At 43.3% G+C, this 22,801-nt stretch carries 23 protein-coding genes and 1 pseudogene; 16 read left to right on the forward strand and 8 right to left on the reverse strand.

What is annotated here, in order from left to right:
* The first annotated feature begins 206 nt into the window (after positions 1–206).
* The gene (locus ACQY1Y_RS08130) at positions 207–1,697 is read left to right on the forward strand and encodes a hypothetical protein (protein ID WP_430014339.1); all 1,491 of its coding nucleotides are present in this window, start codon (positions 207–209) and stop codon (positions 1,695–1,697) included.
* A gap of 6 nt (positions 1,698–1,703) precedes the next feature.
* On the opposite strand, the gene ACQY1Y_RS08135 is transcribed toward ACQY1Y_RS08130, so the two are convergent.
* The gene (locus tag ACQY1Y_RS08135; RefSeq protein ID WP_149107991.1) at positions 1,704–2,450 is read right to left on the reverse strand and encodes a DUF4079 domain-containing protein; all 747 of its coding nucleotides are present in this window, start codon (positions 2,448–2,450) and stop codon (positions 1,704–1,706) included.
* A gap of 185 nt (positions 2,451–2,635) precedes the next feature.
* Between ACQY1Y_RS08135 and ACQY1Y_RS08140 the strand changes: the two genes are divergently transcribed.
* Both ACQY1Y_RS08140 and ACQY1Y_RS08145 read left to right on the forward strand, forming a co-directional pair.
* Positions 2,636–4,126, forward strand: a complete 1,491-nt coding sequence (locus ACQY1Y_RS08140; protein WP_430014340.1) for a UDP-N-acetylmuramoyl-L-alanyl-D-glutamate--2,6-diaminopimelate ligase — start codon at positions 2,636–2,638, stop codon at positions 4,124–4,126.
* Positions 4,127–4,428: 302 nt separating this feature from the next.
* On the forward strand, positions 4,429–6,021 hold the full coding sequence (locus ACQY1Y_RS08145) for a protein kinase domain-containing protein (protein WP_430014341.1): 1,593 nt from the start codon (positions 4,429–4,431) through the stop codon (positions 6,019–6,021).
* A 129-nt stretch (positions 6,022–6,150) separates the two neighbouring features.
* On the opposite strand, the gene ACQY1Y_RS08150 is transcribed toward ACQY1Y_RS08145, so the two are convergent.
* Together ACQY1Y_RS08150 and ACQY1Y_RS08155 are read right to left on the reverse strand one after the other, a co-directional pair.
* A complete protein-coding gene (locus tag ACQY1Y_RS08150) occupies positions 6,151–7,191 on the reverse strand; it encodes a fatty acid desaturase (protein ID WP_002739807.1) in 1,041 nt (346 codons plus the stop codon).
* A 569-nt stretch (positions 7,192–7,760) separates the two neighbouring features.
* Positions 7,761–8,675: a Sll0314/Alr1548 family TPR repeat-containing protein gene (locus ACQY1Y_RS08155; RefSeq protein ID WP_002739989.1), complete on the reverse strand. Its 915-nt coding sequence runs from the start codon at positions 8,673–8,675 to the stop codon at positions 7,761–7,763.
* A gap of 85 nt (positions 8,676–8,760) precedes the next feature.
* Here ACQY1Y_RS08155 and ACQY1Y_RS08160 point away from each other — a divergent pair, with 85 nt between their 5' ends.
* The 3 genes from ACQY1Y_RS08160 to ACQY1Y_RS08170 all read left to right on the forward strand — a co-directional run bounded on the left by ACQY1Y_RS08160 (position 8,761) and on the right by ACQY1Y_RS08170 (position 10,244).
* Positions 8,761–9,393 (forward strand): ABC transporter ATP-binding protein, encoded by a 633-nt coding sequence (locus ACQY1Y_RS08160; protein WP_002755019.1) that lies wholly within the window; start codon positions 8,761–8,763, stop codon positions 9,391–9,393.
* Between the two features lie 357 nt (positions 9,394–9,750).
* Entirely contained in the window at positions 9,751–9,966 is a 216-nt protein-coding gene (locus tag ACQY1Y_RS08165) for a hypothetical protein (RefSeq protein ID WP_002755017.1), read from the forward strand.
* Complete coding sequence (locus tag ACQY1Y_RS08170) at positions 9,963–10,244, forward strand: type II toxin-antitoxin system RelE/ParE family toxin (RefSeq protein ID WP_430014342.1); 282 nt, start codon at positions 9,963–9,965, stop codon at positions 10,242–10,244. The genes ACQY1Y_RS08165 and ACQY1Y_RS08170 overlap by 4 nt, the downstream gene beginning before the upstream one ends.
* Positions 10,245–10,462: 218 nt before the next feature.
* On the opposite strand, the gene ACQY1Y_RS08175 is transcribed toward ACQY1Y_RS08170, so the two are convergent.
* Positions 10,463–10,741, reverse strand: coding sequence for a hypothetical protein (locus ACQY1Y_RS08175; RefSeq protein ID WP_430014343.1), 279 nt, complete (start codon positions 10,739–10,741; stop codon positions 10,463–10,465).
* A 169-nt stretch (positions 10,742–10,910) separates the two neighbouring features.
* On the opposite strand from ACQY1Y_RS08175, the pseudogene ACQY1Y_RS08180 reads away from it, so the two are divergent.
* From ACQY1Y_RS08180 to ACQY1Y_RS08225, 10 genes and pseudogenes are all read left to right on the forward strand, one after another.
* Positions 10,911–11,152, forward strand: a pseudogene (locus ACQY1Y_RS08180) (hypothetical protein).
* Positions 11,153–11,467: 315 nt separating this feature from the next.
* Positions 11,468–11,692, forward strand: coding sequence for a Calvin cycle protein CP12 (locus tag ACQY1Y_RS08185; RefSeq protein ID WP_430014344.1), 225 nt, complete (start codon positions 11,468–11,470; stop codon positions 11,690–11,692).
* Positions 11,693–11,867: 175 nt separating this feature from the next.
* On the forward strand, positions 11,868–12,461 hold the full coding sequence (locus tag ACQY1Y_RS08190; protein ID WP_430014345.1) for a DUF3177 family protein: 594 nt from the start codon (positions 11,868–11,870) through the stop codon (positions 12,459–12,461).
* Between the two features lie 32 nt (positions 12,462–12,493).
* Positions 12,494–12,778, forward strand: coding sequence for a hypothetical protein (locus ACQY1Y_RS08195; RefSeq protein ID WP_430014346.1), 285 nt, complete (start codon positions 12,494–12,496; stop codon positions 12,776–12,778).
* A gap of 229 nt (positions 12,779–13,007) precedes the next feature.
* Entirely contained in the window at positions 13,008–14,018 is a 1,011-nt protein-coding gene (egtD, locus tag ACQY1Y_RS08200; protein WP_430014347.1) for an L-histidine N(alpha)-methyltransferase, read from the forward strand.
* A gap of 40 nt (positions 14,019–14,058) precedes the next feature.
* Positions 14,059–15,414, forward strand: a complete 1,356-nt coding sequence (gene ovoA, locus ACQY1Y_RS08205; protein ID WP_430014348.1) for a 5-histidylcysteine sulfoxide synthase — start codon at positions 14,059–14,061, stop codon at positions 15,412–15,414.
* 231 nt (positions 15,415–15,645) lie between these two features.
* Positions 15,646–16,080, forward strand: a complete 435-nt coding sequence (locus tag ACQY1Y_RS08210) for a VOC family protein (RefSeq protein WP_002740177.1) — start codon at positions 15,646–15,648, stop codon at positions 16,078–16,080.
* Between the two features lie 135 nt (positions 16,081–16,215).
* A complete protein-coding gene (locus ACQY1Y_RS08215; RefSeq protein WP_430014349.1) occupies positions 16,216–17,994 on the forward strand; it encodes a S8 family peptidase in 1,779 nt (592 codons plus the stop codon).
* Positions 17,995–18,244: 250 nt separating this feature from the next.
* Positions 18,245–18,793, forward strand: a complete 549-nt coding sequence (locus ACQY1Y_RS08220) for a response regulator (RefSeq protein ID WP_002793002.1) — start codon at positions 18,245–18,247, stop codon at positions 18,791–18,793.
* 165 nt (positions 18,794–18,958) lie between these two features.
* The gene (locus ACQY1Y_RS08225; RefSeq protein WP_016516086.1) at positions 18,959–19,738 is read left to right on the forward strand and encodes a DUF1350 family protein; all 780 of its coding nucleotides are present in this window, start codon (positions 18,959–18,961) and stop codon (positions 19,736–19,738) included.
* Here ACQY1Y_RS08225 and ACQY1Y_RS08230 read toward each other — a convergent pair.
* The 4 genes from ACQY1Y_RS08230 to ACQY1Y_RS08245 all read right to left on the reverse strand — a co-directional run bounded on the left by ACQY1Y_RS08230 (position 19,735) and on the right by ACQY1Y_RS08245 (position 22,774).
* Entirely contained in the window at positions 19,735–20,448 is a 714-nt protein-coding gene (locus ACQY1Y_RS08230) for a Uma2 family endonuclease (protein ID WP_430014350.1), read from the reverse strand. The genes ACQY1Y_RS08225 and ACQY1Y_RS08230 overlap by 4 nt on opposite strands.
* A 38-nt stretch (positions 20,449–20,486) precedes the next feature.
* Complete coding sequence (locus tag ACQY1Y_RS08235) at positions 20,487–21,740, reverse strand: FIST signal transduction protein (RefSeq protein ID WP_430014351.1); 1,254 nt, start codon at positions 21,738–21,740, stop codon at positions 20,487–20,489.
* 153 nt (positions 21,741–21,893) lie between these two features.
* On the reverse strand, positions 21,894–22,148 hold the full coding sequence (locus ACQY1Y_RS08240; RefSeq protein WP_002739519.1) for a SemiSWEET transporter: 255 nt from the start codon (positions 22,146–22,148) through the stop codon (positions 21,894–21,896).
* 125 nt (positions 22,149–22,273) lie between these two features.
* Complete coding sequence (locus ACQY1Y_RS08245; RefSeq protein ID WP_016516089.1) at positions 22,274–22,774, reverse strand: L,D-transpeptidase; 501 nt, start codon at positions 22,772–22,774, stop codon at positions 22,274–22,276.
* Positions 22,775–22,801 lie beyond the last annotated feature (27 nt).

Consider the following 22,801-nt stretch of genomic DNA (forward strand, 5'->3'; position numbering starts at 1 on the left):
CAGTGCTATCCCTGTATTATCACAGTTGTCACTTGACCAAAAATTGATTAGTAGTTAGGTGTTAAAAAATGTCAGATACACCCCTTAATAAGGGAGAATCTGCCCCCCCCCTTATCAAGGGGGGCAGGGGGGATCCATCTTCAATTTAATTATAACCAGCTAATTGTTATTATAATAAAAGTAACCATTCTTAGATGGACTGGCTTATGAAAAATCGTTTATACCTTCACCTGATGGCTAATAGGGAAAAAGGGTTTGCCTTGCCTCTTGCCGTGTTGATTGGACTTATCCTCATGGTGACAGGAATAACTATGATGATGCGCGCCCAAGGAGACCAATCGAAAGTAATTGCCCAAAAAGCCCGGGCTGATGCTTTAAGAAGTTCCGAAGCTGGGGTAACGCGGGTGCAGGATTTACTTAATAGCGTTCGAGTTATGGCAACGGTTGATAGTAATAGTAATTGTACTCCTAAAGGCTGTTGGCAGACCGCCCAAGTAGTTCCTAATCCCAGTACCGATTTACAAAAAGATTTAAAAAAATTATACACTGCTGCCTACTGTAGTAATCCTGACGATGCTGATACCCTGAGCGCAAAAATCGATCAATTAAGAGGTTTGAGCGGGGGTCAATGGTTTGATCTCGGTAATAATCGTTATTATCGCGTGGATCGCGTGGTTGGATACAATTTTACCCCAAGCTCTGACCCCAATATTTTGGGTTGGGGAGTTCTCACCCTAGAAGGACGTTCTCGCACCAGTGCCGAAACAGACCTAACTAATACTGATATCGATAGAGATAGTGGCGATAATGCCGCCTCGCGTAACCGCGTGGTGGTAACTATCCCGATTCTGCCTTCCCGTCCCCTCGCATTCACTCGTACCACGGTTCCCGCTTTGTGGGTGAGCGAGGGAGCCATGGTAAGTGGCGAAGATAGTGCTGACTTTCAAGGGGATGTGGTGAACCTAGAATGTGATGTTAACGGGAATGACATTAAACAGCCCCCATCTGCACCCAATCCCCCCTACAAAGCGCAATTTATTGATAACACTATTGTGCCTTTCCCCAATTTACCGGAGCCTCCCACCAGCCCTCCCCATCCCCCTGGTCAGCAAAACCTGGCACTTACCAGTTCTGAAACTTTTCCCCGACTGGGAGACACACCATCTCCTAGCGGAGTGTACGAGTATATCGTTGATAATATCAACTTGGATGATGGCGAGAAGATTACCATTACTGCGGGGGAACGGGTAGTTTTTTATGTTAAAGGTAATATTAACGGTGCCATCGAACACGACTGCAGCGGTGTTACCGAACCCACGGTTTGTAAACCGGGCAATCTACAAATTTATGCCGATGGCTCAGGTTCCACCGCGCCGCAAATTTGTCTGAAAGGAGACCAAAGACTAGAAGCGTTTATCTTTGCTCGTGACTATTCCCTCGATAAAACTGGTACTGGTACTTTTATCGGTGCTGCCTGGGGTAAAAATTGGGGCAAAATTTCAACCTGTGCCTCACCTGACGATGCTGACAATGCTGTTGCTGTAACCCAAGGGGTAGAATGGACTGAATTAATCACAAACCTGAAACCCGATGACAGTGACTTAGATGAAGCGGCGAGGTATTTGCCCCAACTTGGTAAGATTGCCAATTGGTTTGAGGAACCCATACCCTCTCCCTCTCCCTCTCCCAGTCCCTAAAAAAGTTTAACTTATCGGGTTGATGAGGGGGGTTTGGGATTTCGGTTCGGGACAGGTTTTATTGGTGAAATCACAGCGATAAATTGCCGGTTTTTGCCAACTGAGGGGAATTTCCAGCAAATCCCTCGAACCGGTCATGGCTTGTCCCAGAAAGAGAGCCAGAGCGATACAATTGAGGATTGTATGGGCGATGCGCCAACGATGGGAACGGTCTTTATAGATATCTTCAACAATGGCCAGAGAGAAAATCATCAGTAATGATGCGGCCATACCGATATAGTAGTGGGACCAGTACCATTGGGCCGAGAGTCGCCAGACCCCATCCTGAGAACCGATAATAATTAAACCGATGCTGGTCAAGGTGGCAAAAATTCCGCGCCAGAGAGCTTGTCTAGCGCGGTAGAGACAGACCAAAGAGGCAATGGTGACAAAAAACATCAAAATCACAAAAAAGGCCTGAAAGGAGTCTAATTTTCCGTCTTTTTGTTTATCGACAAAACCATTAAAACCGTAAACGACCGAGTAAGCTAGTGCTAACAGGTTAACCCCTACCACTGTACCCGTTAACCAGCGGCCTAAGCGTAGATGTTCTGGCCCGACCACTGGCGGAATTTTACTTTTATTTCCTGCAGCGGTTTCTAAGCGACGTTGACGGGTTTGCCAAGCAAAGTTAACTACGAGGCCGATAATGGGGAAAACGACCACTATCGCTAGGACAGGATGAATGAGAGCCAGAAAATCGACGAATTGCATATAAATATCCCGAAAATAGTCAGCAGAAAATCTTCAATAGTTGACAAGCTATAGCCTTGTTTTTTTTAGCTTATCGCGCTTGATATCCTTACTGCTGAGTTTTTTTATCGTTAAATTAATAGCCTAGGAACCTCTTTGATAATCGGCTAATCTAAAAGCAGCAATCCCTAGATTCAATCCTGACTATGAAACTACAAGAGCTTTTAACAACTATCCCTCTGGTTTCCCCGATTTCTTCTCCTATCGCTTCTATTACCGAGATTACAGGAATTTCTACTAATTCCCATGCTTGTCAACCGGGAGATTTATTTATCGGTTTACCCGGTACTCGCGTCGATGGGGGCGAATTTTGGCGTTCCGCTCTGGAAACCGGGGCCCTAGCGGCGCTTATCTCCCCAGCAGCCGCAGCTAAATTTCCCCCCCCGGAGGATGCTTGCGTAATCGTTGTGGCAGATTTAGTTACTGCCACTGCTGCGATCGCTGCTAAATTCTATCATTATCCGGCCCTTACCCTAAAATTAATCGGTGTGACGGGAACCAACGGCAAAACCACCACCACCCATCTAATTGAATATTTTCTCAGCCAAGCAGGGATTCCCACCGCGTTATTCGGGACTCTTTATACCCGTTGGCAAGGATTCCAAGAAACTGCTAATCATACCACCCCTTTCGCTAACGAGTTACAAGCCAGTTTAGCCAAAGCAGTGAGCGCCGGCAATGAAATCGCCGTCATGGAAGTTAGTTCCCATGCACTGGCCCAGGGACGGGTACAGGGTTGTACTTTTCCTGTGACGGTGTTTACCAATCTCACCCGGGACCATCTCGATTATCACCTCGACATGGAGGATTATTTTGCCGCTAAAGCTAAATTATTTAGTCCCGATTATCTGCAAGGTAAGGCGATTATTAACCTTGATGATGCCTACGGTCAACGTTTAGCGGCCTCCCTCTCTCCTCAACAGGTTTTAACCTATAGTGTGTGCGATGCTCGTGCCGATTTTTATACTAAAGATTTACACTATCAACCCACGGGAGTGGAAGGGGTGATGGTGACTCCCCAAGGGGAAATAGCCTTTGCTTCTCCTCTGGTGGGTCAATATAATCTGGCTAATCTCTTAGCGGCGGTGGCGGCAGTGTTAGAATGTGGTGTAGATTTAGAGACAGTAATCGGTCAAATTCCCCAGTTTTCAGGAGTACCGGGGCGGATGGAACGGGTTAGCATCGCTCCCGACCAAGATATCAGCGTCATTGTCGATTATGCCCATACTCCCGACAGTTTAGAGAATGTTTTAAAAGCAACACGTCCCTTTATTTCTGGTCGGATGATTTGTGTTTTTGGTTGCGGCGGCGATCGAGATCGGACAAAACGGCCGTTAATGGGGAAAATAGCGGCAGAATTAGCAGATTTAGCCATAGTTACCTCCGATAATCCCCGCACAGAAGCTCCCGAACGAATCCTTGAGGATATTATCGCTGGCATTCCCCCAGAAATTACTGTTCAGGTAATTAGCGATCGCGCTTTGGCCATTGACACGGCTATTCAAGCAGCACAACCGGGAGACGGAGTAATTATTGCCGGTAAAGGTCACGAAGATTATCAAATTTTGGGGACGGAAAAAATCCATTTCGATGACCGCGAACAGGCCCGGGCCGCTTTGATGAAAGGGAAAAAGTGATTAGGGGTGTTGAATTATCAAGAAAAGCTAAGATTAGTTGACAATTAGCAGAGGTAGCCAATTTTAAAATCTGTGGTAAGCTAAAAGAGTTAAGGAAAAAATCCCAGTTAACAAGCAAACGCCATCTTGATAAGTTGCCCCTGCGTTAACTAAGCAATGACACAAAAAAGCGTTACAGGCGCTTTGAATGTCTCATATCTCTGGTTTTGGACTTTCGGAGATACCTCCTCTTGAGGAGAATCTCTGAGGGTGCATTGTTGAACTGTCTTAGCAAAAAAGTATCGGTCAACTGGTGACTCTATATGACCTACTCCTACTGCCTTAATCCCGACTGTCCTCAACCGAAAAACGCCGCAACAGCGTTAATCTGCGAGAGTTGCGGTTCAAAACTGCTTCTGCACAACCGCTATCGAATTCTAGGCATTTTAGGGAAAGGAGGGTTTGGGGCAACCTTTGTCTCATCGGATTTGTCCCTACCAGGTACCCCCCTATGTGTGGTCAAACAACTGCGACCTTGCACTGATGATGCTAATGTTTTTAAGATGTCCAAGGAACTTTTTGAGCGAGAAGCGGAAACCCTAGGAAAACTGGGGGTTCATCCGCAGGTTCCCCGATTATTGGACTATTTTGAAGATAATCAACAGTTTTATCTAGTTCAGGAATACGTTAAAGGTCATAACCTCTACCAAGAGGTAAAAAAACGTGGCCCGTTTAGCGAAGCGGGAGTCAAACAAGTTTTAAGTGAACTTTTGCCGATTTTGAAATATATCCACAAACAAAGGGTAATTCATCGGGATATCAAACCCGCTAACCTAATTCTTCGGCACACGGATCGAAAATTGGTTCTGATTGACTTTGGGGCTGTCAAAAATCAAGTTAACACTGTTATTGCCAATGTCAATTCTCAAGACGCTTTGACTAATTTTGCCGTGGGTACCCAAGGTTATGCCCCTCCCGAACAGATGGCCATGCGTCCGGTCTATGCCAGTGATATCTATGCCGTGGGAGTTACCTGTATCTATCTACTCACGGGCATATCTCCTAAGACTATCGAAGTTGATGTCAATACAGGTGAATTACTCTGGGAAAAATTAGTCAAGGTGAGTCCTCAGTTTGCTAAAGTCCTGAAAACAATGCTGCAAGTCTCCATCCGTCATCGCTACAAATCCGCCCAAGAGGTAATGGATGCTTTAGACATGACCGCTTATGCCGATAGTCTAGCCCAAAGTTTAATCGCGGCTCCAATGGTTACTTCCCCGAAACCACCACAAGATTCAGGTCAAATAGCCACTTCTTCCGTTTCTAGCTCTCTCAACTCTAAATTTCGCTCCAAAAATAAAAATCCAGAGACCTCTCCAGATAATCTGCCGGGGGCGCAGATGGCCTTTTCAATAACTAATACAAATATACTGCCGAAAAACAAAGACCACAGCAGCCCAGATATAACCTTACCGAAGAGAAAACGCCGCTTAGATGAAAAAGCGATTCTCTATGCTTACAATAACGGCCGGCGCAATTTCGCCCAGGAGGAATTATCGAATCTCAATCTGTCTAAAGTACAACTTTTGCGGGTAAATTTCTTTCAATGCAAATTAACAGGAACTAATTTACAAGGGGCGGATCTGTCCAATGCGGATTTGGGCCAGGCTAATCTCAGTCAAGCGATTCTCAAAAATACCAATTTAAATAATGCCTATCTCGGTTATGCAGACCTGGAAGAGTCCGATTTACGCGGGGCTAATCTCACCTGCGCCCGTCTTCGCTACGCTAATCTCAAAGATGCTAATCTTTGCGGGGCTAATCTCTCTGATGCCCAAGTAACTCGAGAACAAATCGCTATGGCAAAAACCAATTGGTTAACAGTTATGCCCAATGGTAAACGCGGTTGCTGGTAATCTTTTTTCAGTGATCAATAATCAGCAATCAGTAAAAAGACAAGGAAACTTCGATTTAATACTGTCACTTAAAACTCAAATCTGATAGCTGATAACTTACCCACTGATAACTGATCACTGATCACTGATTTAACCGCGGCTTTCCTTAAAGGTTTTGTAGGCGGTTTCGGAGTCGAAAATATGGCAATAATCAACGATTCGCTTCATTAATGCCCAAGAAAACTGGGTTTCTTTCAGGTGACTACCCCAATTTTCTTGGAGACTAGCGTGAACTTTGCGGAGGTTATAGGAAGGAATCGCCGTCGAGATATGATGGGGGATATGGACATTAATATCGTGACAGAGAATTTCTACCCAACGGGGATAGCTACAGTGAACTGTTCCTTCTAGTTGCGCTAAAGCTTGATTCCAGTCTTCAGGATGGAAAAATTGAATATCGGGGTCTGTGTGATGGACAAGGGTAAAGGTACTCATCCAAAAATGATAGACAAACCAAGGTACCACCCAAAATTTAACCAATCCCCAGACACCAGTGTAGAAAATGAGGGTTGGGAAAAAAATAGCGGCAAAAACTAGGACGACAATCATCGAAAAGCGGGCTTTTTCCCGTTCGTTCTCCTTGAATTGTTCGATATTAAAGTGTAGAATAGCCCAGTGGGCGATCGAACCGAGCCACCAGAAACGTCCGCGAATGCCGCGATAAAAGAGACGCACTAGGGGATTGGCCGAGTTAAAAGCTTCTAATTCCCACGGATCCCAAGCATTATCTATCGTTACCATGTTAGTTTTAGCATGATGGCGATCATGGAGGAAACGCCAGCAGTGGAAGGGATAGATAAGGGGTAAGAGGAAAATATGACCGACAAGATCATTAACCCAGGGTCGATTAGAAAAAGACCGATGACCGCCATCATGGGCGATCACAAAGAATCCCGTTAAAGCTGTACCCGTGAAAATCCAAGCTAAAGGCAGTAAATACCAGGGAGAATAAACTAGCATTGCATAACCGGCAATGACCGCCAAAATATTCGTAATTACACCAAACCAAGCTTTAAGCGGGTCTTTCTGGAAATATTCTTTGGGAATGCTTTGAATAATATCTTTCAGTTTAAAGTCTGGCTCGATCGAGGTGATCAACTCCCCATGCAATTTATCCGTCGTTGCCGTCATGAAATCTCCAATTACACTTAGGTGAACCCTTGACAATAAATCAGCTAGGAGGTTTAGCCAAATTCTGCTCTATACCACAAGCCAATTTTTTTGTCAATATATTTTTAACTTTAATTAATAAACTTCCGGGAAGCTTAATAATCCTTTACTTTATATAACATAAGAGGGGATTTTCTGTTTTGGCAAAATTTGACGGCGGGTACATCTCATTTTTGTAAATCTACCAATTGGGATTTTTACGGAGAAACCCCCCTGCTAAAATCGGGCGTTGTTTCTGATTTTACCACTCAATCCCAGCTTTTGGGGGGTTCTACCCCCCAAACCCCCCGTTGGGGGCGTGGCGCCGCCCCCAAACCCCGGAGCGCATTAGTTTTTCGGTGGGATGCTTACACGCAGCTGCTGATACATTTGTTATCATCTAAGAGTCACTGATAATTGCTGATTGTCGGTATTCCTGCAAATCTGCGATGCACTCTTGACGGCTGCCTTTTGCCCTTTGCCTCTTGCCTCCTGCCTTCAAAAACTGATAACTGATAAAAAAACAAATATTGACTATTTTTAGACGTTTTTTAACGACTAGCTGTGTTTTCTAGGGATTTAATCTCCTCCTGTACCTTACGGTGTTCGCGATTTAACTGTTTTTTGACCGATTCGGGGAGTTGTTCCTGTTTTTTCAGGGCATTATTAAAGTAATCTAATGCCAGTTTCAAAGAGCCAGTATTTTTATCCGTATTGCCTTGAATTCTCAGGATTTGACCCTTAAGATACATTAATTCCGGATTCTCGGGGGTCGCTTTCAGAGCGTTATCGATAAACCGCAAAGCCTGATCATACTGCTTTAAATCCCGGTAAGCTAGAGCGATACCTCGATCGACCAAGTAATCAGGACTCCCATAGGTTTCTAGCCGTTGAATTGCCTCTTGAGGACTAGAAAAGGGCAAATTAACCGCTAAAATCAAATCCATATAACCCTTTAACAGGTTCAATTCCGGATCCGTAGGATTAACCTTTTCTGCGGTTTCCAAATACTGAAACACCTGTTGTAATCTGGGGATGGCCGATACTGCACCTTCGGTTTGAAAAACGTAGGTTCCCTCCAAAAAACTCCCCACCGCGAGATACAAATTTCCCCTTAAAGGGTCGCTGTCCTGCATTTGTTTGGCCGCTGCCTTAGTTTTCTCGGAGTAGGTTTTGAGGGTGTTCCAATCCTGGTCGGTAAAAGCAAGAGAGGCACGCATAGCATGAGACAAAGGTTCTTGGGGTTCCTTTTCTGTGGCCTCAACAATTAATTTTTTTGCCTCTAGATAATTACCTTGTTTAAAAATAGCGTTAAAAGCGGCCTCGGTCTTATCACCAATCGGTCGGGGATTGGTTTTGCGGAAAGGATCTCCAGCTAACCCTGGACTAATCCAGTTAACCACTACCATAACAGCCAGCGAAGCACCGATCGCCATTTTTTTCGTTAAACCTAACCTCAGCACCATGGTCAAAAGTCTCCTTGAGCGAATGAAAAAATCTGTCACAATAGAAACGGGTTTCTAGACTTAATTTCCAGTTATTTTCCTGTCAATGCTTTATCTCAAAGATGTGGTTTATCATCCTCCCGCTGCCCTCAATCCCATTTTACAGGGGATTAATCTCGAATTAGCATCCCAAGAATTAGGTCTGATTGTCGGGCCCAGTGGTTCCGGAAAAACGACTCTTTTGGAAATTCTAGCAGGCTTTGCCGATAAAACGGCAGGGACGATTCACTGGCGCGACCAAGAATTAACGGTGCTGCACCTGCAACAATTAGGAGGAATCGTTTTTCAGTTTCCTGAACGTCATTTTTGCGGTAAAACCATCCTTGAGGAGTTGCGTCTCGGTCATCCGGAGATTAAAAGCGATCGCCTAACGGCGGCCTTAAAGGAGGTAGGATTAGAAAACATTCCCCTGGATACTTCTCCCCACAATCTTAGTGGTGGTCAACAGCGTCGTTTATCCCTCGCTGTCCAGTTAATCCGGCAGCCTAATCTGTTACTTCTCGATGAACCTACGGCCGGTTTAGATTGGTCTATGCGTCGTCAATTGGCTAAACTTCTCGCTAGTCTCAAACAACACTGGACTTTATTAGTAGTTAGTCACGATGCTGGGGAATTATTGCCTATTGCTGACCGTCACTGGAAAATTGAACAAGGACATTTGAGGGAAGTAATAAAGTAAAAAAACAGATAGTTGAGGTTTTGGGGTTTTGAGGTTTTGGGGTTTTGGAGTATTAGTTGAAATTTCCCCACTTCCCTATCTCCCCATTCCCCCATCTCCTATCTCCTGACTTGAAAGAGTATGAATTGTCTCCTAGGCACTTCTTAAAACTGGGGAACAGGCGTTCGTTATGTATGTATTATACATATAGGTTATGTATATATTGATTGTATATATAAGCTTGGGCATAATATAGTTAGTTATAAATAGTTGACTAGACAAAAAATGTCCATATAATGAATGGTTATGCGGTAACTCTCGCTATTTTTAGCCTTGATTGTAAATTCTAGATAGTTTAAGCGATCGCCCCTTAAGAAAATGGCAATACAAACAACCTTTGCAGAGATTCTAGAAGCAGCCGAGCAACTTCCCCTTGAAGATCAAGAAAATCTCATTCATATTTTACAGAATCGTCTTCGAGATCAAAAAAGAACAGAGTTGGTTAGAGATGTTCAAGAAGCTCAACAAGAATTTGCACAAGGTCAATGTCAACCCCTGACACCTGAACAAATCATGGAGGAAATCCTTTCGTGAATTTTGTTTTATTACGCTCGAATATATTTATTAGAAATGCTCGAAAAGTTGTGAAAAAACAGGCTTTTTTAGTTCAAAATATCCAAGAAACTTTAGCTTTATTATCCGTAGATCCATTTCAACCTCGATTAAGAACACACAAATTAAAAGGGGAGCTTAAAGACTCTTATGCTTGTAGTGTGGGCTGTGATTTAAGAATTGTCTTTAAATTCGTTGAATATGAGCAGAAACAGGCAATTCTTTTGGAGTCAATTGGGACTCACGATGAAGTTTATTAGTGCGGATGATTATTACACTCAGTTTGCAGAAACCGAACCAGAATCAAGATAAAAAACCCTAAGATGCCTCATTAACAGATATTTCAGCTTTTTTGAGGGCAATTTGCCATTCTAAGTCGGCTATTTCTCGATCGAGTTCGGCAATTTCACTAAGTAGTCATGCAAAATAAATTTCCTAGTGAAGACAGGCAAGAGGCAATAGGCAAGAGGCAAAAGCTTTATCGAAATGTGTAATTAATTTTGCTTAGGTACTTATTAACTTGCTTTAAATCGGCGATAATTTCTTGTTTACTGCGTTTTCTACCGTAGATAGCCAGTTCATCCTCTTGTAATTTCTCAAGGATAGAGTCTAGGGAAGCGGTTAAATCGGCCGAGGGACTATCCATAATACCTAGACGCATCAATACCTGTACCGCTTTGACAACGTCTTGCTGATAAGCTTCTCTAGAAGGGTAATCTTGGGGGTTTTTGAGATTTAAAGCGTCAATGATATTCATATTCCATACTGTGATTATGTCACATTTACATACCTCAAGTTTCTAATAAATTCCCTAACAGGGATTGCAATATCTTTTATTCTAGAGTAGAAATGCTCGACCGAGAAAATATTGATAGAGTATTGATAGGAGACTGGGGAAAAATTCAACTTTAAGAGGATTGTCACTGATGACAGCAGTTACCGAGAATGATCTGAAAAGGTTAGAAGATTTAATCGTTAGCGGACAGAAAGCGATCGAATCCCGACTGACAGCGATCGAGTCCCGACTGACAAACCTAGAAAATGGACAGAAGGCGATCGAAAACAGTTTAGGAGAAATTAAAGGGGATATTAAGGCCTTAGATGCCAAAGTTACATTTTGGTGACAGGAATGCTGACTATTGCCAGCAAAACAGTCTTTTTCCCCTAGTCCCTAGAATAACTTATTCGATCTGCGCCACCCTGTCTAAGGGAGCATCGAGACTGGTAAGACGGCCTAAATAAGTCAGTATATGCTTCTGCTCGCTGTCTATCCCGGGGAGAAATCCCTGTGGCGTTTCTCCAGTGCGAAATCTGGGCTAAAAATTGGCCTAGTCAGGAAATCTTGATCTTAAATTCCCCAACAATTGCGCTAGGATCGGCTCAATAGCACAGGAAAGGCGATCGAGTGGGATAACCGATCCTGTGGCTTGAGAAGGTGACTGTATAATTGTTAGAGTGTCAATAGATCAATTCCAGAGGAATCATGAGCAATATCCAAGATAAAATTCAAGAAGAGCTAGAAAATGCCAGAGCCGTCTGTAGTACGGAAGGTGCTACCTCTGGTGAATGTGCCGCCGCTTGGGATGCGGTGGAAGAATTACAAGCAGAAGCCGCTCACCAACGTCAAGACCACCCCCAAAAAACCAACTTCGAACAGTATTGTGATGATAATCCCGGTGCCGCCGAGTGTCGCATTTATGAAGATTAATGGAATCGGGCAGCGGTTTTTTCTCTCCTCACAGTAGAATCCTAGCTTTAGGGCGATCTCAACTATAAAGAGATCGCCCCTCGTTTTCTTGTTTGTTGGTCAAGCTGTGGCCGATTTTAGCTGCTGCGTCCGAAGACAGTAAAATGTTGACAGTGTAATTATGTCTGAATAGTTTATGAATCAACTTTGGTTTCGTCCTCTCGTTTGGATAGATTATCGTTTAGCCGTCCTATTTACGGTGATTATTCCGGCAATTTTGTTGATTTGGTCTTTATTTGCAAAAATCGAATCATTACAGAAATTGTTGATTATCTATTGGCGAGTGGCTAGTCTTTTATTAATTACTGTATATTTAATGATCGCTTCCTGGCCAATTGGTTTTGTTACCAGTTTTTTAGCTAAGATTTTAATCCCGATTTCCCTCTGGTTTTGGGTGGATATTAACGATGAAATTAAAGATTTACCCGCTAGTCCGATTAAATTTGTCACCACTGCTTGGCGTTGGGCAGTAACTATCTATTCTCCTCTGGGCGCGATTTCTACCTTACCTTTTCTCTCCTGTGCTATGTCAGGGGAATTGCTAAATTCTCCCTATTGTCAAGTTTGGCAGGAAGCACCTTGGCAGTTTCGCGAGATTTTTCATTCAGAAGCTACCGCTAATGTTTTGGGCTTTTTTGGTTTGGTTGGTCTCTCTTTTTATACTCTCTATTTTGCCCATTTTATTCTTATTCGCCTTGGCAAACAGGGACGTTCAGCTTTACAACAGTAAGTCTTTAGCTATCGATAATTAGCCATTTTTCTATGAATATTGGTCAACAACTCGAACAATACACCCTCAAAAATCCCCACGAGGTTTTATTGGTGACTATTGCTGTGGATGGGGAGGAGGAAGAAATCTCTATTTTTAAGGGTTTTTCTAGTTCTCTTACTCGCAGCACCCCCTACGATCCCGATATTCCGATCATTCCTGAAACGGCGACAATTATTAGGATAGATCGTCTTGCTAGTCCTTATCATCCCCTTAATCCTCGCTATATCCAAGAAAACCTTAGCTTAGAGGAAATGCAATTTTTACTGATTAATTGAACGGGTAATTTTGCTTGGATAATATCAGCACCCATCTCGATGGATTTAACAGCTTTTATTTACCTTCCACAAACCTTGTCTATCTAGACAAGAGGTAAATTTTGTGGCGTTTTATGGTAAAATTACCGGGGAACGATAATCTCTGCCAGCATTCAAGCTGTCAAAGTGGATTTCATCCTCGGTATCGATCGAGAACAATCAAAAAACTGGAGAATAATCTGGAGAATCTATGCAACTTAAACCATCTAAACAAGAACTATTACAAATTGAGTATTTAGCCACCACTGCCACCGGTAAAAATATAGTTAAAGATCAGGGAAAAGATGTGATTGAAGGATTAACTAAAACCCCCAAAAGTTTACCATCTAAATATTTTTATGATCGGCAAGGTTCCCAACTTTTTGAAGAAATCTGTCAATTGCCAGAATACTATCCCACTAGGACAGAAGCGGCTATTCTCCAAGAATATGCTCAAGAAATTGTCGCCTATACAGGTCCCTGCGAATTGATAGAATTAGGTAGTGGTAGTTCCACTAAAACTCGTCTGTTATTGGACGCTTATTATCGGCAACAAAAATCCTCTAAATATGTACCTATCGATGTTAGTGAAACTATTCTCCAAGCTAGTGCCATAGAATTACAAAAAGAATATCCTAATTTACCGATTCAGGGGTTAATTGGAACCTATGAACAGGCCTTAGCTTATTATCAAAATGCTTCCGATAATACCAGAATGATTTTTTTCTTGGGAAGTTCGATCGGTAATTTTTCTGCGGCTGAATGTGATAAATTTTTAGGAAAAATTGGCACTGTCTTAAAAGCTGGAGATTATTTTTTATTGGGGATTGATCTCCAAAAACCGTCGGCAATATTAGAAGCCGCTTATAATGATGCTCAAGGGGTGACAGCCGCTTTTAATTTAAATATGCTTTCCCATTTAAATTGGCGTTTTCAAGCTGATTTTAACCTTGATTTATTTAGTCATCAAGCTATCTATAATCAAGATAAATCTCAAATTGAAATGTATTTAATTTGTCAAAAAACTCACCCTGTTCATCTCAAAAAACTCGATTTAACAGTTAATTTTCAAGCATCGGAGAGTATTTTAACAGAAATCTCGCGTAAATTCAACCTAGAAACTATGCAAAAAGACCTGGAATCAAAGGGATTAAACCCGCTCAAGGTTTTCACCGATCCTGAAAATTTATTCGGTTTAATTCTCTGTCAGTTATCCCTATAAATAACGAAAACATTATCATTAGTAATAGAGGCATAAAAACATGGAAAAGATTCAGGCACAGGCTCCTATATCTCTAAATAAATGTAGTCGAGAAAATCTACTGGACTATTTTGAAAATGCTTGGCAATTAGAAGATATGCTGTTAAAAAGCATCATCAAAGAAGAAGCTTTTTATTGTAACCCTGACGATTTAAGAAATCCCCTAATTTTTTATTTAGGTCATGCTGCCGCTTTTTATCTGAATAAATTGCAGCTGGTTAACCTATTAAAAAAAAGCCCTAATCCTGACTATGAATTATTGTTTGGAGTGGGAGTAGATCCAGCAACTCCTGAAGAATTAAACTCTGCTATCGCCCAAATTCAGTGGCCCAGGGTGGCTAAGGTTTGGGAATATCGGCAACAAGTCTATGAAATTGTGGTCGAAATAATTAAAAATATCCCCCTCAATCTTCCTATTCATCCGCAGCATTCTCTCTGGTCATTAATGATGGGAATTGAGCATCAGCGTGTTCACTTTGAAACATCTTCAATGTTACTCAGACAACTGCCCTTAGATTGTCTGCAACGTCCTTCCGGTTGGCATTATGCCCCTTCTTTTGGTCAAGCTAGTCCTAATCAAATGGTGGAGGTTTCTGGGGGAATAGTAGAAATTGGTAAACCCCAGGATTCTCCTGTTTATGGTTGGGACAACGAGTATGGTTATCGTCAAATTCAAGTTAACAATTTTCTGGTGAGTAAATATATGATTACCAACGGAGAATTTAAAGAATTTGTCCATAATGGTGGCTACGAAAATCCCAGTTATTGGGATGAGGAAGCTTGGCAATGGAAAAATCATTATCGAGTCAAGTATCCTAAATTTTGGCTGGTAGATGAGGGAGGAAATTATCAATATCGAGCCATGTTTGATGCTCTCGATTTACCTCTGGATTGGCCAGTAGAAGTGAACTATTATGAAGCGATCGCCTACTGTCGTTTTCAAGGTCAAGGAATACGTTTAATGACGGAAGCTGAGTGGAATTTAGCCACCTATGGCAGTCAAAAAAATCGATGTTATACCCTAGAAAACGATAACTTTGATGACTATAACCTCAATTTAAAATTCTGTTCTCCCACTCCCGTAGGAATGTTAAAAAATTCTGGTAATAACTCAGAAATTTATGACTTACGCGGTAACGTCTGGGAATGGCTAGAAGATGATTTTAATCCCTTAACTGACTTTCAACCCCATTACCTCTATGCTGACAATTCCACTCCTTTCTTTAATAGTCAACATAAAATGATGTTAGGAGGAGCTTGGGTGACTAACGGCACAGAAATCCTACCCTACTATCGCAATTGGTTTCGCCGGAATTTTTATCAACACGCTGGTTTTAGAATCGCACAAAGTCTTTAGGTGGGGTGTGGGGTGTGGGGTTTTACCCATTTTCAGGGGGTCAATTACCTAATTTTCAGGGAAAAAGTGCCTAATTTTCTCCCCCGATTACTGCAAAGGCCAGCACTTTTTGATATCTTGAGATTTATCGGGCCAATTCTAGGTAATTGCCAATTAAAAAAAAATTCCCGGAAGGGTCGCCCCTCGATCGCTACAATAGAACCTAGTAGAATGCGGATAAACTCGATCGCCATGAATCAACCTGCAATTTTTCATCTCGCTATTCCGATTACCGATGTGTCCACAGCTAAAAGCTTTTACTGTGATGGTTTAGGTTGTTTAGCAGGAAGGGAAACCGAGAAAGCGATAATCTTAAATTTCTATGGTCATCAGGTAGTCGCTCACGTCACCGAAATGCCTCTTACTCCCCAAAATAGCATTTATCCTCGCCATTTTGGTCTAATTCTGCCGGATGCCAGGGATTGGGACAATCTTCTCGAAAAAGCACGAGTCAATCAACTAAAATTTTATCTAGAACCAAAAACTCGCTTTAATGGGGAGATAACCGAACATAAAACCTTTTTTCTAGAGGATCCTTTCTATAATCTCCTCGAATTTAAACATTATCGCCACTACGAAGCTATTTTTGCCAGTCGGCAATTAACAGCGATCGGCGATCGAGCTTAAAATAAACAACAGGTGACTTTTTTGTAACTGGTTAGTCCTATCTTTAACTGCGACAAAAATAGGGGAACTTCCCTCGGATTCTCTCATCGAAACTAAAAGAACCTTGGCTGGCAATGATCAATTCTTAGGAAATCTATGAAAAAACTCTTATTGTTAACCCTATTTATTATCGGTCTAGGATTTGCGCTCTTTCACTTTACTGGATTAGCAAATCGGGGCGAATATCAATCAATTTTAATCGACTTTAAGGACGATATACCGGTCAGCGTCCTCGATGAGCAGTTAAATACTGTCAATAAAAAAGCGGGAAAAACCACCAGTTTAAATAGTATTTTTTCCATCGATGAACATCTTTACATTATCGATGGAGATAGCAAACTCCTGAAAACTCTCCGCAATTCCGAGCTAAAAAAACACACCGAGTCGATCGAACCAGATTATATATATCATGCTTTTATCGCCCCCAATGACCCCGACTATAGCAAACAGTGGAACCTGCGGGGAATTAACATCGAACGCGCTTGGGAAGAAAATCACGGTGAGGGGATCACCGTCGCTGTTATTGATACAGGTGTATCAAAAGTCCCCGATCTGCGAGAAACCGAGTTTGTGGAAGGCTACGACTTCGTCAATGATCGCAGCAATGCCGAGGACGATAACGGTCACGGAACCCATGTAGCGGGAACAATTGCCCAATCGACCAATAATAACTACGGGGTGGCCGGCATCGCCTACAAAGCCAAAATTATGCCCCTCAAGGTGCTTTCCGGGACGGGTGGGGGAACCGTGGGCGATATTGCCGAAGCGATCCGTTTTGCCGTCGATAATAAAGCCGATGTCATCAATATGAGTTTAGGGGGTGGAGGCGAAACCCAAGTAATGAAAGAGGCGATCGAATATGCCTATAGTAAAGGTGTGGTAATCGTCGCCGCTGCCGGTAATGCCGATGATAATTCCGCCGCCTATCCTGCCCGTTTTCCCCACGTTATCGGCGTTTCTGCGGTAGATGCCTCCGGAAATAAAGCCCCCTATTCTAATTTCGGGGCTGGAATCGATATTGCTGCCCCCGGCGGCTCCGATACGGGTAAAATTATCCAAGAAACCATCGATCCCGCTAAGGGAGGGGAACCGGCGTTCCTCGGTTTTCAGGGAACCAGCATGGCAGCCCCTCACGTTGCCGGGGTGGTAGCTTTAATCAAGGCTGCGGGAATTAAAGAACCCAATGCAGTTTTAGAGGTTTTGCAACAGTCGGCCCGTAAGATCAATGATGATCCCTTTAATCATTTTGGGGCCGGACAATTAGACGCGGGCAGTGCCGTACAATTGGCCCTGAAAGGACAGATTACTTTCCAAGATTTTTGGCGTTGGTTGCGCGATAACGGTTATCTCAATCCCCGTTTCTGGATTGATGGCGGTGCGGTGGCGGTTTTGCCCAAAATGGCTATGGTTTTGGGTTCTTATCTCCTCGCTTGGTGGCTGAGAAATTATTTTCCCTTCCCCTGGAACGGATTTTTGAATGCTGGTCTAATTTTTGGCAGTTCTGGCTTATTTTTCCTCAGAGGTCTTTATATCTTCGATTTACCCCAATGGCCTTTCCGAGTGATGGGGAGTTCTCTTTCCGACCTAGGAGGCGTTATTCAGGGAAGTTCTGCCCTTAATCCGCTTTTTGCCAGTGTTATCCTGCCCTTTGTCCTGATTGCTCTGCTTTTGGGTCATCCCCAGGCAAAATGGTTAGCGGTGGGGGTATCTTTAGCCATGGCGGTGAGTTTAGGTATCAGTGCCGTTATCGATCCTACTCTGGTCTGGTTAGGTTCTGGTAGGATCGCTCAGGCATTTTTGGGCATAAATGCGCTTTTATGTCTCGGTTTAGGTTATTTAGCCCTGAAAAGTGCTACTTCATCCCGATACGCTTAAACAGGGGTTACAATGGGACAACAAAGGTGATTTACCGTTCAAAACCTTTTTGGTTTTGGTATCTTCCTTTTGTTTTGCATTGAGTTCTCCTACAACAGCAGCCTCGGACATTAACCGAGGTTTTTTCTTTATGGTGTATCTTAGTTTCTAAGGGTTTTTTGGGAATTCTCAATGCCTATGCCGAAAGTTTTCGCCAATATCCCCTCGAATCATCGAGTTTATCCATTGTCTCTTTTCTCAGGTGTCTATCGTGTCAAATCATAAAATTCTCGTTATCGATGACAGTAAAGTGATTAGGATGCGCGTTCGCGATATGTTACCGGAGGGTAACTTTGAATTCCTCGAAGCTAAAGACGGATTAGAGGGCTATAATCTCATTCGTACCGAAAACCCAAATTTGATTATTTTGGACTTCCTTCTCCCAAAAATGAGCGGTTGGGAGGTGTTTCAGCAAATCCAAAGCGAAGATAATCTCAAAAGTATTCCCCTAGTGTTAATGTCAGGAAGGAAAGAGGAGGTAGTAGAGAAAATACCCGAACCTTTCCAATATTTTGCCTTTATTGAAAAGCCTTTCGACCAAAAACAATTGCTACAGGCGATTAAAGAAGCGATGGCCAAGGCAAAACAGTATTCTGCCAAACCAACAGTTTCTAACCCGAAACTAGAGGAACTCTCCGGGGATTATAGCACTGATATTCAGAATCTCCATGGCCAAATTGCCCAAATGCAAACAGAAATGGAAACTATCAAAAAACAAATGTCTCAATTAGTGGCTTTTATTAAGAAAAAACTAGCCTAGAACTATTCATCCCGATCTTTGATGATTTGGGTAAGCAGTTATCCTTATCCGGTGTCGCTAATCTCTGGCTAATCTCCTATCCCTTTTCAACAGGATTTAGTATAATAGGAAGTGGTATTTATTTAGTGAGTGACTAAGAAGTTATTAATTCACTGATAACTAATTATGAATTGGCAAGAAATAGCAGGTAATTGGGTTTTTCTCCCCCGTCGTCCCCGGGGTATCATTCACTTTTTAGGTGGGGCATTTGTGGCGGCGGCACCGAATATTACCTATCGTTGGTTATTAGAAAGTCTTGGGAATTCAGGATACGCTATTGTCGCTACTCCCTTTGTTAATACCCTCGATCACAAATCGATCGCCCGCACAGTTTTAAACCGTTTTGATAATATTATTGAACGTCTGCGCTGGAATCATAGTCTGCGCCAAGGTTATCTCCCCATCTACGGATTGGGTCACAGTATGGGGTGTAAACTACATTTATTAATCGGTAGTCTCTACGAAGTGGAACGGGAGGGAAATATCCTCATTTCCTTTAATAATTATCCGATTCGTCGGGCTATTCCCTTCATCGAACCTTTGCAAATTGACACCACTTTTAACCTCGAATTTACCCCTTCCCCCGAAGAAACAAACGAGTTAATTTTCCAAGATTATGCCATTCGTCGCAATCTTTTAATCCGTTTTCAAGACGACACGATCGATCAATCTCTGGTATTAAATCCCCTGCTAAAAAAACGCTTTAATGATTTAATTGCCCTGCGAACTCTCCCGGGTAATCATCTCACTCCCTTGGGTCAAGATGTCAGTTGGCAAACCGGAGAAGTATTTACTCCCCTCGATGCGATCGGCCAATGGTTAAAACAGGGACTTGCCCGGGATAATTCCCGTCTCAAAGATGAGATTCTCCAGTGGTTAAATCCCGTCCTTCCCGCCTCTCGTTAGCTTTCCCCTAGATTAATCCCCAGGGCCTGTAATTGCGCCTCTAAGCGGGCTAATTTTGCCTCAGCTTCCTGGGCCCGTTGTCGTTCCTGTTGGGCTTGCTGTTCGGCGGTCCTGGCCCTTTGTTCGGCTAATTCCGCTTTTTGCTTGATTTCTAGGGTGGTCAAAAACCGGGAGCCATCGGGATAAAAAATAGCTAACTGGGGACTCTCCAGTTGAAAACGAATCTGTAGAAGCGGACTCTGCCAATTATCGATCGCGGCAATCATCTCCAATTGATCACCCCTGCGCCACCAACCCTGTAGATAATTAGCATCGGGATCGTAGAGATAATATTCTTCTACGCCAAAACGCTGATAAAATTGCCATTTTCGGCGCATTTCCGCTTTAGTGTTGCCCGGAGAGAGAATTTCAAAGACCACCTGCGGCGCAATCTGGTTTTCTAACCATTGCTTATAGGAACCTCGATCGCCCTTGGGTCTGCCAAACACCACCATAGCATCCGGCGCTTGACAGATTTTATTATCCCCCTCGACCGGATACCACAACAGATCGCCGGCGATAAACACATTGTCATTGTCTGCGAATAAACATTCGAGATTTTCCTTAATCGTCACAATCCAGCGAAACTGTTTGGTATGATCGGCCATCGGTTTACCATCACTATCGGCATAGATAATCTCCGACTCAGAGAAAGATTGGGCTTTTACCATCGTTCTACTCCCTAGCGTACTAACTATTTAGTATAACATTAAATTCCCTGACGAAAGAGGGCAAAGGCCGAGGTATAACCGTGTAAAAAAGTGCGCCCAGCCACCGGCCCGATTTCTCCATTGCAAAAGAAACCGGCAAGGGGAACATTGGCGAAATAACGCTGAAAAAGACCCGAATCAAAGTCCGGTTTTTCGTAGAGATTTTCCCCGCGACCGAGACAGGAAAAGATTAAAGCACCTAGTACCTCTGAGCTATTAGGTTTGTCTCGGGGAAAAGCTTGCAGAAGTAATTCTAAATCTAGAGCGGAAGTGTCGGCATCGCGCAGGTGAAATTGTACCCGCTGCCCCGGACGAACTCGATCGCCAATTGCGATCGCACCTTGACGAGGATCTACTCCCAAAACACTGCGAATTAAGAAATCCCCGGGCCGCAACTGCATTTTAAACTCATCCCTAGCAATACCGATAAAAAGGGAGTTTTGCACTAATTCTCGGTCTTTTTCCCTTAAGGAGGGGATTAAATCCCGCAGTAGGTTTAAGGGTGGTTGCGGAGTCCCATCGGCCCCTTTACCAGTCATGGAGATGATAATATTGCGTTCTCCCTCACTCACCTGATAAATCGGTCCGATGGGACGACAACCCTGGGCGACGATAGTTTCGACGATAATATTGCCAGAAAGGGCGATTCCTACGGTTCCCTGACGATAGAGATAGCTATTACGCGGTTTTTGTTGATCGTGGTAGAATAGACCCCCAGAACGTTCGATCATGCCACCACTGACTAAACCGCCGATTTTGGCCGAACCGGGGTAGGCAAAATCCAAACCCTCTAACAGATCATTGATGCGACTGGAAAAAGGATCGGCTAAAAGGATAAATTGGGGATTTTTGGCCGCTTCTACCCCTAATAATTCTGTCCAACTAGAGGGGGAACTGTCGAGATCGGGCATTTCCGCCGCTTCGATATAGAAGGGCTGCACTTCCACATTAGGCAAATGGGCGACGGTGAGACTTAAAGCCGGACTCGCTTCGATTTCTCGCGCTTTTTCCCTGTCACCCATACCGACAATCCCCGCCCCACCGCAGCCGATCAGGACAGGAACGGGGAGTTTATCCAAGATTAAGGGAACTAAACGGGGATAGTCGCTGGCATAGGCAGAAGAAATAAAAATTATGGCTAGATCTGCCGATCCGACTAACTTATCTTGCACTTTTTCCACTACTTCCGTCACCGCTGCTTCTAGGGAGGGACGGGTTGACAGGGCATTAATCCACTCGATGCGATCGCTCATGTTTCTTGACCCCAAATTTGGTCTCAATGGTCAAAGATGATCATCTTAACAATAAATTAACCTAAAAATCCTATCCGCGCCCCTAGATGGCGCAATAAATTGTAGAATTGTCATGACGTGAGCCAATAGGGCCGCAAGAGATTGTCAGTTATTTTAATCATATTTAATCTTAAAATAGAGAATTGTCCCCGCTAAGATAAAAGTAACAAAATTAGCAATAATAATCGGTTTACTGTTCATATAAAGGCCGTAGATGAGCCAAAGAAAAACCCCCAGACAAAAGCAAATAAACATAGTTAAGGACAAGTCCTTAGCCGAACGATAACGCCAAGTTTTAATCACTTGGGGTAAAAAGGAGACAGTGGTTAATATTCCCGCCACGATCCCGATTAGTTCAATAATATTCACCGATTATCCTCTTGGCTCAGTTTCTCTCATTTTAAACTGTTGACTATCTAAATTGCTGGTTAAGACGGATCTCTCGACATCATCGGGTAAAGTGTTGGTAAATGTGACATTTTTTCCCATTGTTTCTATTGAGCGACTACTATCACCGAAGTGCCGATTTTTACCTTTTCAAATAAAGCTTTTATATCTCGATCGCGCATCCTAACGCAACCGTGGGAGACGGCCCGGCCGATGAGATTTTCTTGGGGTGTACCGTGAAAACCGATAAAATTCGCGCCATCGGTCCAAAATCCAATCCAACGGGCCCCTAAGGGGTTGTTTTTTCCCGATGGCACCAGTTGACCGGTGAAAGGATGTTCCCAGACTGGTTCCCGCACCATCTGAATCACCCTAAATTGTCCCGTCGGGGTTTCCCAACCCGGACGACCGATCGCCACTGGGTAAGAAGCGATTATTTTCTGTCCTTGGTAAACAAAAACCCGTCTTTTTTTTAAATTCAGCAGCAAACGGGTTTCCGTTCGAGTTACCGTGGTTGCGGGAAAGGAATTGACGGGACTAATGGGGGGATTGAGGAAAAATTCCCCTATTCCTAGACATAAACAGAGAATTGGCAGAAAAACTCGCATCTGATAGCAGCAAAGTCAAGATTTTTT

It is taken from the genome of Microcystis ichthyoblabe FBCC-A1114 (assembly GCF_050500245.1).
GTDB classification, from domain to species: Bacteria; Cyanobacteriota; Cyanobacteriia; order Cyanobacteriales; family Microcystaceae; genus Microcystis; species Microcystis ichthyoblabe_A.